The sequence below is a fragment of the Microbacterium capsulatum genome, from assembly GCF_030865425.1.
In the GTDB taxonomy this organism is placed as follows: Bacteria; Actinomycetota; Actinomycetes; order Actinomycetales; family Microbacteriaceae; genus Microbacterium; species Microbacterium capsulatum.
In genome coordinates, this window is the sequence record NZ_JAVFCB010000002.1 from 244,521 (window position 1) to 256,482 (window position 11,962).

The following is an 11,962-nucleotide window of genomic DNA, read 5'->3' on the forward strand; positions in this document are numbered from 1 at the left end:
CATGCACGTCAGCAACCGGAGGAGCCCCCTCCTCATCGTCTCGGTCCTCGCGCTCGGTGGACTGCTTGTCTCCTGCTCCGGACCCACAGGGAGCACCGCCACCCAGGGCTCGAGCAATGCCGGTGTCCTCACCGTCGACCAGGTGTTCATGATGCCCAGCGTGGATCCGTACGCGCTCACACAGACCGATCAGTGGGAAGACGTCTATGCGATGTACGACCCGCTGACCCTGTCGAACGACAAGGGCCAACTCGAGAACATCCTCGCCAAGGACTGGAAGAACGAGGATCCGCTCAACTGGGTGCTGACCCTGAAGTCCGGCATGAAATGGAGTGACGGTTCGCCGATCACCGCGGACGACGTGAAGTTCAGCATCGAGCGGATGAAGGATCCGGCCACGAAGTCGATCTGGGGCCCGGCCTACACGTACATCCAGTCGACCCAGGTGCTGGACGGCACGAGCATCCGCATCACGACGGCCCGGCCGATCGCCGAGTTGCCGCGTGACTTCGGGCGCATGGTCATGATGCCGAAGGTCGCCTTCGAGAAGGTCGGACTCCAGGAGTTCCTCAAAGCACCGGTCACGTCCGGACCATTCCTGTTCAAGAGCATGGTGCCGGGTTCATCCCTCACGCTCGTGAAGAATCCCAACTACCACGCGGGCGTGGTCAAGCTCGACACGCTGATCTTCCGCGAAGTGCCGAACGCGTCCACGCGGGTCGCAGACGTCCTCTCGGGCCAGGCGGACATCGCGATGGCGGTCTCGCCCTCCGACATGAAGCAGGTCAACTCCAGCTCCAACGCGAAGATCATCTCCACTGAGTCGATCCAGCGGATCAAGCTCGAGTTCATGATGAAGACCGATCCTCGTCTCCAGAACGAGAAGGTGCGCCAGGCTGTCATCCGCGCGATCGACCCCAAGGCGCTCAACAAGTCGCTCTTCCAGGGCACCGCCGGCCTCCCCACCGGGTGGATGAACAGTCTCACCGACGGGTACTGCCCGGTTCCGTTGCCCTCCTACGACCCGACGGCGGCGAAAGAGCTGCTCAAGGAAGCGGGATACCCGAACGGATTCCCGCTCGATCTGAACGGGCTGACCCCCAGCTACACCCTGTCGGATCAGGTGGAACCGGCGATCGCGGACATGATGTCGAAGGCCGGCTTCACCGTGACCCAGAACGTCAACGAGAGCGCGAAGGACGCCGACCTGTACAACAACGGCAGGATGACCGGTCTCCGTATCTGGGGCATTGCCAACACGTCCGGCGGTGCAGACCAGATGCTGCGCAACAGCGACATCAACCGGTCGAGTCGGGCGATGGTCGATCCGACGCTCCAGGCGCTGATCCAGCAGCAGCAATCCGAGTTCGACACGAGCAAGCGCCGCGCGGTCGTCTGCGACATCAACAAGCGCGTCGTCGACGCGAGCCTCGAGATGTCGGTGCTCAGCCTGCCCAACATCTCGGCGGTCAGCAAGAGCGTGTCCGGGTTCACTCCCAGCCCGTATTTGCTGCAGCGGTACAACACGGTCGTCAAGCACTGAGCGGACGACCCACGAGAGGAACGACGGTGTCCTGAGTGGCGACTTACATCCTGAGACGGCTGAGCTACGGCGTCATCACCCTGTTGATCATCGCCATAGTGACGTTCCTGCTGATCTTCTCGGCGGGCGATCCGGCGCTGATGCTGCTCCCGCCGGGGGAGAACTCGCCGGAGATGATCGCGCAGATCCGCGAAACGTTCGGGTTCGACCAGCCGCTCTACATGCAGTTCGGGAAGTTCCTGCTCGCCGCGGTGCACGGGGACTTCGGCTACTCGATCAAATACGGGACACCCGCCTTCGCGCTGGTGCTGACCCGGCTGCCGGCGACTTTCGAGCTGGCGGCCGGGGCGCTCGCCTTGGCCTGCGTCGTGGCCATCCCGCTCGGAATGCTTGCGGCTCGGAGACGGGACACGGCGACCGACCGAGCGCTCACCGCAGTCTCCGGTGTCGGACTCGCGGTTCCCACGTTCTGGCTGGGGTCGATGCTCATCTTCGTCTTCTCGGTGAGGCTGCAGATCCTTCCGGCATCCGGGTTCCAGACGTGGGCCGCCGCGATCATGCCGATCCTCACGCTCTCGGCCCTTCCAGCAGCAGTCATCTTCCGCTACACCCGATCGTCGATGATCGACAACGGCGGCAAGGACTACATGCTGATGGCGCGGGCGAAAGGGATCGCGTCCTGGCGCGTGCTGTGGATCCACCTGTTCAAGAACTGCCTCGTGACCATCATCACTGCCATCGCCCTCCAGTTCGGGGTCCTGATCGGAGGAGCCGTGGTGACTGAATCGGTCTTCGCCTGGCCGGGACTCGGCCAGCTCGCGGTCAACTCGGTCACAGCCCGCGACATCCCCGTCGTGATGGCCACGGTGCTCGTCGGCAGCACCCTCTATCTTCTGCTGAACACGGTCGTGGACATCGTCTACGCCGTCGTGGATCCGGCGGTCCGATATGGCGATTGACAGCACCAGCACCCTGGCGATCGGTCTCGGCGCGGCAACACGGTCCGGTCGTCGACGTGGGCGCGTCAACTACGAGCTGCTCTTCGGCATCGTCATCATCGCGATCGTGTTCGGGATGGCCCTGGTCGGCCCGCTGCTCGTCCAGGACCCGATCAAGACCGATCTCCTCGACCGGCTCCTGCAACCCGGAACATCGGGTCACCTCCTCGGAACGGACGAACTCGGGCGGGACGTGCTCGCCCGGCTCGTGCTGTCCGCCCGGGTAACCCTGTCCGTCGCCGTGCCGGCCGCCCTCGCCGCCGCGGTCATCGGCGTCGTCGTCGGCCTCTTCGCCGGATTCCGCGGCGGGAGCACGGATCAGATCGTCATGCGGCTGGTCGACGCCCAGCTCGCCTACCCGCTCATCCTCCTCGCCATCGTCGTCATCGCGATCTTCGGCAGCTCATGGCCGGTTCTCGTCGTCGTCTTCACCGTCGCCACCTGGGCGCCCTTCGCCCGCGTGGTCCGAGCCAACACCCTGCAGGCGAGGAGATCCGAATACGTGCTCTCCGCAAGGGTCACCGGGGCGACGCAGAGCCGGATCATGTTCCGGCACATCCTGCCGAACCTGACCGGGAACGTCGTCACGCAGTTCAACATCGCGATCGCGGAGATCATCCTTCTCGAGTCGGGCCTCAGCTACCTCGGACTCGGCGTCCGACCACCTACGCCGACGTGGGGGAACATGGTCCTCGGCGGACAGCCGTTCATCAGCACCGCCTGGTGGATCATCGTCCTGCCCGGCGTGTGCATCGTCCTCACCGTTCTCGGATTCCAATGGCTCGGCCAGGGAATCGTCCGGGGGAGGAGCACGTGAGCATGGCGACAACAACCGTGCGAACGACCGACGACGCGGTCCTGTCGGTGCGCGACCTCTCCGTGATCTACCACGTCGGCCGTGACAGCGCTCCGATCCTGGAGCACATCGATCTCGACATCCAGGCACGAGAGATGGTCGGAGTTGTCGGCGAGTCCGGAAGCGGCAAGAGCACACTGGCGAAGGTCCTCCTGCGACTCCAGCCCGAGAACGATGTCGACGTCGCAGGAGAGGTGCGACTCAAGGGCGAGGATCTCCTCGCCGCCGCGCCTCAGCGCCTCCGCAAGATCCGCGGCGGCGGCATCGGGATGGTGCTCCAGGACGCGATGGTGAGCCTCAACCCGACATTGACGATCGGCTTCCAGCTCATCGAAGGGATCCGCGCGCATCGCGACGTCTCCCGAGCGCAGGCCAAGAAGATCGCCATCGAACTGCTCGAACTCGTCGCGCTGCCGGATCCCCCGCGGCACATGAAGCAGTACCCGAGGCAGCTGTCAGGAGGCATGCGACAGCGGGTGGCTCTCGCGATCGGCATCTGCGCCGAGCCGTCCGTCCTCATCGCCGACGAGCCGACCAGCGCTCTTGACGTGACCGTGCAGCGCCAGATCATGGAGCTGCTGCGCTCGTTGCAGCGACGCCTGGGAATGTCGGTGATCTTCATCACCCACGATCTGGATCTCGCGAGCGAGTTCTGCGACCGTGTGGCGGTTCTGTATTCCGGACGCATCGTCGAGTCCGGCACGGCGCAGGAGATCTTCAACGCTCCGCTCATGCCGTACACCGCGGGGCTCATCAACTGCACCCCGCGCATGGATTCGTCGAAGGAGGCGGATGCGCATCTGCCGTCCGTGAGGGGCAGCATCGCCGACAGCTGGGCGGCGCGCGCAAGCTGTCGCTTCGCTCCGCGATGCGATTTCGCGCGTGAGGTCTGCTTCGGCGGCGAGCCCTTGCTGACCTTGCGAGAGGAAAGCGGCCATGTCGCGCGCTGCTGGGGCACGGAGCCGGAAGGGTGGATCGATGAGGCTCGTCGATGACCGGCCCATTCTCGAGGTGCGTGGTGTATCGCTCGCCTACTCGAGCGGCAAGCTCTTCAGCAGGCGGAACGAGCGCGCTCTCGCCGTGGACGACGTCAGCCTCGTGATCCGCCGCGGCGAGGCGCTCGGCATCGTGGGGGAGTCGGGGAGTGGCAAGAGCTCCCTCGCCAAGATCATCACGGGACTCGTCCCGCCCGACACGGGGTCGGTGATCTTCGACGGAACGGATCTCCTGCGGACGAAGGGCGCCGCTCGGCGCAAGCTGGGCAGACGACTGCAGATGGTGTTCCAGGATCCGTACTCGAGCCTCAACCCCACGATGACGCTCCAGCAGCTCGTCACCGAGCCGCTCGTGATCCATGGGCTCGCCCATGGGGCAGAAGAACTCGAACGGCGATGCGTGGAGATCCTGGAACAGGTCAGCATCGACCCGGGCTGGCGGCGGCGATATCCCGGGGCGCTCTCCGGTGGGCAGCGGCAGCGCATCGCGATCGCGCGGGCGCTGGCTTCCTCCCCGGACCTCATCGTCTGCGACGAGCCGGTGTCCGCGCTGGACGCCTCGATCCGGGCCCAGGTCCTGAACGTCCTCGTCGATCTGCAGCGCGACCACGGCGTCGGCACGCTCTTCATCGCACACGATCTCGCGATCGTGCGTCACGTGTGCGACCGGGTCGCGGTCATGCACAAAGGCCGGATCGTCGAAGTGGTCGCCGCCGCCGACATCCCCGACAAAGTGCAGCATCCGTACACCAAGGCTCTCCTCGCAGCGAACCCATCACCGCTCCGTGCCGCCGATCCCCCGGGCGGTGAAGGGCGCCGACTATCGTGACGTTCAGACCGACACACATCGATAGACCCGGAGGCACGCCGATGAGCGCGAACACCGACCCCGCAGGTGGCGAGGCACACGTCGATGACATCGCGGACTCGATGATCGGGGAGTACCTCTCGCTGCTCTCGGACCGCGACGCCATGGAGATCACGGCGCTCGACGTGCTCGCGAAGGCAGACGGTCCCGTCGGATCCTCCCGCCTCTGGAAGGCCTGGGCCGAGTACGGCATCGTGCGTGGACAGGCCACGGCCGGGAGGCTCCTCGACCAGTTCGAGGTGAGTGGATACTCCAAGGGGGCGGGGCCGAATGCCGGCCGAACCATCACGAGCGCAGGTCTGAAACGGCGTGACGAACTCGTCCGCTTCCTCAGCCGCCGGAGGCTCAGCCGCGAGATCATCGAGGCGGCGGACGCGTCCGTGGTGTCCGAGCTCGTCGACGTGCTGCACGCTCGCCGAGGTCTCGAGAGCGAAGCGGTCCGCCTCGCGGCCGAGCGCGCGAGCGTCATCGAAGTGACCGAGCTCTTGAACGCCGCCAATGATCACCTTCGCCATGTCGAAGACGGAGGTGAAGTCGAGACCGACGAGTCGCGCAGCTTCCACATGGCTCTCGTGCGCCTCTCCCACAACGAGGTGATCATCTCGACGCTTCGCCTTCTGCTGGAAGGAGTGAACCCTGATCTGCAGACGACGCTGCAGGAGGCGACGGAACTCCGCAAGGCGACAGTTCCGCAGGCGATGGATCACCAGGCGATCCTGGAGGCGATCCTGGCCCGCGACGGGGACCGCGCAGCACGGCTCGTCGAGCAGCACTTCACCGAACTCATCGCGATCAGCGAATCCATCAAGCTTCCGAACCCGGCCGGGTAAGGGCGACATCGTCGCTCCGCCCGGACGAGAAAGAGAGACGACATGACACGCACAGAGATCCGGATCGGGTCGGCACCGAATCTGGCATACGCGCCGCAGTACGTCGCCGTGTCACGAGGCTACTTCCGGGATGCCGGCGTGGATGTGCGCATCATCGGCGCTCCGCCGGGCTCGAGCGACATCGTCACGCAGCTCGTTCGCGGCGAGATCAACGTGGTGCTCGGGAGCCTGCTCTTCGCGCATCGGATGGACGTCGTCACCCGCGGCAACGCCAGGATCGTATCTGGCGCGAACGCGAACAGTCGGCACGTGCTCATGGCACGCAACGGCGAGTTCGTCGACGGGATCGACTGGGCGGATCTCCGCGGCACGGTCGTGAACATCGCGCCCACGTTCGTCCCGACGTCGTGGTTCGCCTTCAGGGAAGGCCTTCGTCGGCACGGGCTCACCCTCGAGGACGTGCCCACGCTCGTCGGGTTCCAGTCGCAGCATGTCATCCAGGAGTTTCTCGACGGCGCCGGCGACCTTCTCTTCATCGGGGGAGAGGAAGGACAGCATCCCGATCTGCACCGCGTCGCCACGATGGCCGACGGATACGGCCCGGTGCCCTGGAGCGTCTACTGCGCGGCAGCGGACTGGGCTGACTCCCACACGGAGGAACTCGTCGCGTTCCGCCAAGGCATCAACAGGGGCATGCAGTGGGTGTTCGAAGCAGACATCGACGAGATCGTCGCCCAACTGAGCCCCGACTTCCCCGCGCTGGACGACGGGAAGATCGCGGACACGATACGGAGCTACCGTGAGATCCCGTTCTGGGCGCGCACCGCCGAAATCGATCTCGCGGCGCTCGAAGGATGGCAGGACGCGCTGATCCGCTGGGGGATGCTCGCCGCGGGAACGGACCTGTTGAAGCTGGCCGGTGCATGTCCGTCGGGCGGTCCCGCGAAGCGCCTCGGTTGACAATCCCTCTTTTCTGCATCATCATTGATGATCAAGAAGGGTGGGTTCATGGACGAACGCTTCAACGAGGTCGGTCCTCAGCGAGACCTCATCGGTTATGGACGGGTCAAGCCGCGAGTCACGTGGCCGCAGAACGCGTCGCTCGTCGTGAACTTCTGCATCGCGTACGAAGAGGGCGGTGAGCGCTCGGTACTGTACGGCGACGAACGGGGGGAGAGTCTCGGCCCCGGATACCCGATGGATGCCGGTCGACGGGACCTGGCAGTCGAGTCGATCTTCGAGTACGGCAGCCGTGCGGGGATCTGGCGCCTGGCGGACCTGTTCGATGAGCACGCCGTCCCCGTGACGCTGTTCGCGCCCGCTCTCGCGCTCGAGAAGAACCCCGAGGTGTGCGGCTGGGTCGCCGAGCGCGGTCACGACATCTGCAGCCACGGATGGAAGTGGATCGAGCCCTGGTTGCTGTCCGAGGAGGAGGAGCGCCGCCAGATCGCGTGGGCGTACGAGTCGATCGAACGCAGTGTGGGGCGGCCTCCGTCCGGATGGCGCTCCCGGACGGGGCCCAGCATCCGCACCCGGCGGCTCTTGGCCGAGCACGGCGGCTTCCTCTACGACTCCGACAGCTACAGCGACGATCTGCCTTACGTGACCACGGTCGAGGAGAAGGAGCACCTGGTGGTGCCCTACACGCTGACGTACACGGAGGGCCGACTGGTGCAGCCGGTCGGCTTCACCAGCCCGGAATCCTTCTGGTCGACCTGCATCGCCGGCATGGAAGAACTCACGCGCGAAGGACGTCAGGGCTTCCCGAAGATGATGTCGATCGGCGTCCATCCCCGGCACACAGGCCAAGCAGGGCGCATGACCGGCCTGCGGACCCTGCTGGAGCGGGCCGAGGAGCTCGGCGACGTCGCCTTCGTCACCCGCGAGACGATCGCCCGCCATTGGCTGGAGCATCGGCCCGACCTCATTACGAAGACCACCGCGACGGGAGCACGCGCATGACCGAAACGACAACGACCAGGGCGCTGCGTCGCGACGCCTTCATCGGCGGGCGCCATGTCTCCGCCGCCGAGACCTTCCCCGTCTACGATCCGTCCACCGGCGAGCTCCTCGCGGAAGTGGCACGAAGCACCACGGCAGAGGTGGACCTCGCTGTCGATGCGGCACGGAAAGCGTTCGACGGCGGATGGAAGCGGACGACCGCGGCCCAACGGGCGAAGATCCTGCGCTCGGTGGCGGACGCCATCGCAGCGCACGAGGAGGAACTGGCCCTGCTGGAGAGCCGCGACACCGGCAAGCCGTTGCGACAGGCGCGCGTGGATGTGGGCTTCGCGGTCCGCTTCTTCGAGTACTACGCGAGCATGGTCGAGGCCGTGTTCGGCCATGTCCTCCCTGCGTCGACCGACCGCATCACTCTCGCGATGCGCGAGCCCTACGGTGTCACGGGCCACATCATCCCGTGGAACTACCCGATCGGGATCGGCACCCGCACCATCGCCCCCTCGCTCGCCGCAGGGAACTGCGTCGTCCTCAAGCCGGCGGAGGAAGCGCCGCTGTCGTGTCTGCGGCTCGCGGAGATCATCCATGAAGCAGGCGTTCCTGCAGGCGTTCTCAATGTCGTTCCCGGGCTCGGCTTCGAAGCGGGCGCGGCCCTGTCCGGTCACCCCGGAATCGACCGGATCTCGTTCACCGGCTCAGTGCCCGTCGGCATCGCCGTCGCGCAGGCCGCGGCGCTGAACCTCGTGCCCGCGGATCTCGAGTTGGGCGGCAAATCTCCGAACCTCGTCTTCGCGGATGCCAACCTCGACCTGGCGGCGGACGTCGTCGCTCAGTCGATCCTGCAGAACGCGGGACAGACGTGCTCGGCCGGCGCGCGGCTCCTCGTGGAGCGCAAGATCCACGAGGAGTTCGTCGACAAGGTGGCGACGCGCTTCCGTCGCACAACCCTCGGTCCGGGACCGCAGGACCCCGGGATGGGGCCGGTGATCTCGCGCAAGCAGCAAGGACGCGTGCTCGACTACATCTCGCTCGGGCGTGAGGAGGGCGACCTCATCGTCGGCGGCGGCGTACCCGACGACGAACGGCTCGCTGCGGGGAACTTCGTGGAGCCGACCCTGTTCGACGGCGTGCCGGCCGATGCGCGCATCGCACAGGAGGAGATCTTCGGCCCAGTACTGACGGTGACGAGCTTCGACGACACGGACGAGGCGATCCGGCTCGCGAACGGAACGGAGTACGGACTGGTCGCGGGAGTCTGGACCTCTCACGTGGGACGTGCGCATCGTCTCATTCGTGACCTCCGCTGCGGGCAGGTCATGGTCAACACGTTCTCGAACGGCGTCGAGCTTCCGTTCAGCGGGCGCAAGCGCTCGGGATACGGCGTCGAGAAGGGCTGGGAGTCGCTGATCGCGTTCACCCAGGTCAAGGGGGCCGTCGTGATGATGACCGATGACTGAGCGGATGACCGATCCCGGATCCGACACGTTCGTCGTCGGCGGAGGCCGCCTGGTCCTGCCGGAGCGCGTCGTGGACGCAGACCTGTGGGTCGAGGACGGTCGGATCGTCGACGTGATCCCGCGCGGCCACCGGCCGGAGCTGCCGCGTGTGCCGGCCGACGGGCTTGTCGTGATGGCGGGCATGATCGACACGCATGTGCACCTCCGAGACCCGGGGCATCCCCATCGGGAGACCTTCGCGAGCGGCACGCGCGCCGCCGCACGCGGCGGGGTGACCACCGTCCTGGAGATGCCGTCGGGCATTCCCGCCGTGTCCGATGCGGAGAGCTGGCAGGGAAAGAACGAGATCGTCGCGCGCAAGGCGGTCGTGGACTATGGGCTGTACGGCGGGGCGGGTCTCAGCAACCTCGACCGGATCGGCGAGCAGGCCGATGCGGGAGCCGTCGCCTTCAAGTCCTTCATGAATGCGCCCGCACCCACCGCGGATCCGGGGATGTCGAGTCGGTGCCTGCCCGACGACGCGGTCTTCCTCGAGGCCATGCGGCGCGTCGCTGCGACCGGCCGTGTGGCCGTCGTGCATGCAGAGAACGACGCGATCTGCACCCACCTCACGCATCGTCTGCGAGCGCAGGGGAGGGACGATCTGCGCGCGCACGCGGAGTCCCGTCCCGTAGTCGCGGAAGAGGAGGCGGTATCGCGCGCGATCCTGCTCGCCCATCGTGCAGGCGTGCGGCTCTCCATCGCGCATGTCAGCTCCGCTGCCGCAGTGGACGCCATTCGTCGCGCCAAGAGGAATGGCCATGACGTGACTGCCGAGGTCTGTCCCCACCATCTCCTGCGGAGCCTCGACGACGCCGAGGAGCTCGGCCCGTACGCCAAGGTCAACCCGCCTCTGCGCGATGACGAGGATCGTGCCGCTCTGTGGCTGGGGCTCCGCGACGGCACACTGGACTTCATCGGCACCGATCACGCCCCGTACTCCGAGGCGGAGAAGGATCGCGGATGGGAGAGCATCTGGGATGCTCCGCCGGGCATCCACGGCCTGGAGGCAGTGCTCTCCGTGCTCCTGACGGAGGCGCACGACGGGAGGTTCACGTTGCCCGAGCTCACAAGGATCGTGTCGCTCAACGCGGCCCGACGATTCGGTCTTGGGGGACGGAAGGGCGAGCTTCGTGCCGGTGCCGACGCCGACTTCGTGCTCGTCGATCCCGACGCACCCGGTGTGCTCGACCGGCGCAGCATGGAATCGGTCAGTCGCGACGCGGCGCGTTTCTGGGACGGGCGGAGGACGGTCGGCTGCGTGCTCACGACCTTCGTGCGCGGCACCCGCGTCGCTGATCGCGGCGTCGTGGTCGGAAACGAGGGCTTCGGCCGACTCGTGCGTCCCGAGCGAGCGGAGTGAGCGCCACGGCACACGTGGTCATCGTCGGGGGAGGGAGCATCGGCCTGGCGGCGGCCGTGGACCTCACTCGACGCGGGTACAGGATCGACGCGATCATCGAAGCGGATCAGCACCGCGCCGCGTCCCTGCGCTGCGCCGGACGGATCCGGCTGACAGGGCTGATCGGCGACGGCGAGCTGCCGGATCCACCCGTGTCCTCCTCGTGCGACGCCGTTTCCGAGGCGGACACGGTCCTCATCGCGACCACCGCCGACCGCTACGAACACGTCGCTCAGGGGATGGCGAACCACGTCTTCGCGCGTCAGCTCGTCGTCCTGGCCACCGGGTATGTCGGCGGGGCCGCTCGTTTCGCGGCAGCCCTACGCCGCCACGGAACAACGATCGCCGACACGCCCGCGATCTTCGCTCTCAATACATCGCCTTATCTGTCCTACGCCGATGGCCAGGGAGCGGTGCACGTCGCCGCGGCCAAATCGTGGATGGAGGCTACGGCGGTCAGTCCTGGAATCGCGAAGACGCACGCGGATGCGATCGCTTCGCTGTTCCCGGGATGTGTCGTCGCGGACGAGCAAATGGCGTCGTCCCTCAACAATCCCAATCCCATCGCGCACGTGCCGGCCTACGTGCTCAACGCGACGCAGGCGCAGAACGAAGCCGCCGGACGGATCCCTGCGGGCGGGGCCTTCCACCTCTCGGACGTCACCAGTGTGCAGCTGGAGAATCTCCGCACGCGCCTGGACGACGAACGGCTGGAGGTCATGGCCGCGCTCGGATTCGCCTCGCTCGCCTTGTCCCGCGGCGACTTCGGCAACCGCGCCTATGGCCCCGGAGCTCGGGAGGCCTCGCCTCCACGAATCGGCCCGACCTTCCAGCGACGGTTCCTCGTCGAGGATGTCCCCTTCGGCCTCATCCCTCTTGAAATGCTGGCTCAGCGGACGGGAACCCCCGTGCCGAGCATCACCGGACTCATCGACCTCGTCAACGGGATGACCGGTGTCGACTACCGCGCGGCGGCTCCGGCTCTCGCAGATCTGGGGGTCGTATGACCGGTCGA

11 protein-coding genes are annotated in these 11,962 nt (G+C 66.5%); all 11 read left to right on the forward strand.

Going from position 1 to position 11,962, the window contains the following annotated elements; all coding sequences use genetic code 11:
• Position 1 precedes the first annotated feature (1 nt).
• Genes RBR11_RS04060 through RBR11_RS04110 form a run of 11 tightly spaced genes read left to right on the forward strand, consistent with a single transcriptional unit; the run spans position 2 to position 11,954 of the window.
• Positions 2-1,543: an ABC transporter substrate-binding protein gene (locus RBR11_RS04060; RefSeq protein ID WP_308488294.1), complete on the forward strand. Its 1,542-nt coding sequence runs from the start codon at positions 2-4 to the stop codon at positions 1,541-1,543.
• A gap of 35 nt (positions 1,544-1,578) precedes the next feature.
• Positions 1,579-2,502: an ABC transporter permease gene (locus RBR11_RS04065; RefSeq protein ID WP_308488024.1), complete on the forward strand. Its 924-nt coding sequence runs from the start codon at positions 1,579-1,581 to the stop codon at positions 2,500-2,502.
• Positions 2,492-3,358, forward strand: coding sequence for an ABC transporter permease (locus RBR11_RS04070; RefSeq protein ID WP_308488025.1), 867 nt, complete (start codon positions 2,492-2,494; stop codon positions 3,356-3,358). Before RBR11_RS04065 ends, RBR11_RS04070 begins: the two co-directional genes overlap by 11 nt.
• 47 nt (positions 3,359-3,405) lie before the next feature.
• Positions 3,406-4,392, forward strand: a complete 987-nt coding sequence (locus RBR11_RS04075; RefSeq protein ID WP_308488026.1) for an ABC transporter ATP-binding protein — start codon at positions 3,406-3,408, stop codon at positions 4,390-4,392.
• Entirely contained in the window at positions 4,376-5,221 is an 846-nt protein-coding gene (locus RBR11_RS04080) for an ATP-binding cassette domain-containing protein (protein WP_308488027.1), read from the forward strand. Before RBR11_RS04075 ends, RBR11_RS04080 begins: the two co-directional genes overlap by 17 nt.
• A 41-nt stretch (positions 5,222-5,262) precedes the next feature.
• On the forward strand, positions 5,263-6,090 hold the full coding sequence (locus tag RBR11_RS04085) for an FCD domain-containing protein (protein ID WP_308488028.1): 828 nt from the start codon (positions 5,263-5,265) through the stop codon (positions 6,088-6,090).
• A 42-nt stretch (positions 6,091-6,132) separates the two neighbouring features.
• A complete protein-coding gene (locus RBR11_RS04090; protein WP_308488029.1) occupies positions 6,133-7,050 on the forward strand; it encodes an ABC transporter substrate-binding protein in 918 nt (305 codons plus the stop codon).
• A gap of 48 nt (positions 7,051-7,098) precedes the next feature.
• Complete coding sequence (locus tag RBR11_RS04095; RefSeq protein ID WP_308488030.1) at positions 7,099-8,052, forward strand: polysaccharide deacetylase family protein; 954 nt, start codon at positions 7,099-7,101, stop codon at positions 8,050-8,052.
• Positions 8,049-9,506, forward strand: coding sequence for an aldehyde dehydrogenase family protein (locus tag RBR11_RS04100; RefSeq protein ID WP_308488031.1), 1,458 nt, complete (start codon positions 8,049-8,051; stop codon positions 9,504-9,506). Before RBR11_RS04095 ends, RBR11_RS04100 begins: the two co-directional genes overlap by 4 nt.
• The gene (gene allB, locus RBR11_RS04105; RefSeq protein WP_308488032.1) at positions 9,499-10,908 is read left to right on the forward strand and encodes an allantoinase AllB; all 1,410 of its coding nucleotides are present in this window, start codon (positions 9,499-9,501) and stop codon (positions 10,906-10,908) included. Before RBR11_RS04100 ends, allB begins: the two co-directional genes overlap by 8 nt.
• A gap of 14 nt (positions 10,909-10,922) precedes the next feature.
• Positions 10,923-11,954, forward strand: a complete 1,032-nt coding sequence (locus RBR11_RS04110) for an NAD/NADP octopine/nopaline dehydrogenase family protein (protein ID WP_308488295.1) — start codon at positions 10,923-10,925, stop codon at positions 11,952-11,954.
• Positions 11,955-11,962: the final 8 nt, after the last annotated feature.

What these genes read in the sequence shown, in the direction of transcription:
- RBR11_RS04060 (WP_308488294.1), top strand. Translation starts at nt 2, where the DNA reads ATGCACGTCAGCAACCGGAGGAGCCCCCTCCTCATCGTCTCGGTCCTC.
- RBR11_RS04070 (WP_308488025.1), top strand. Translation starts at nt 2,492, where the DNA reads ATGGCGATTGACAGCACCAGCACCCTGGCGATCGGTCTCGGCGCGGCA.
- RBR11_RS04080 (WP_308488027.1), top strand. Translation starts at nt 4,376, where the DNA reads ATGAGGCTCGTCGATGACCGGCCCATTCTCGAGGTGCGTGGTGTATCG.
- RBR11_RS04085 (WP_308488028.1), top strand. Translation starts at nt 5,263, where the DNA reads ATGAGCGCGAACACCGACCCCGCAGGTGGCGAGGCACACGTCGATGAC.
- RBR11_RS04090 (WP_308488029.1), top strand. Translation starts at nt 6,133, where the DNA reads ATGACACGCACAGAGATCCGGATCGGGTCGGCACCGAATCTGGCATAC.
- RBR11_RS04095 (WP_308488030.1), top strand. Translation starts at nt 7,099, where the DNA reads ATGGACGAACGCTTCAACGAGGTCGGTCCTCAGCGAGACCTCATCGGT.
- RBR11_RS04100 (WP_308488031.1), top strand. Translation starts at nt 8,049, where the DNA reads ATGACCGAAACGACAACGACCAGGGCGCTGCGTCGCGACGCCTTCATC.
- allB (WP_308488032.1), top strand. Translation starts at nt 9,499, where the DNA reads ATGACTGAGCGGATGACCGATCCCGGATCCGACACGTTCGTCGTCGGC.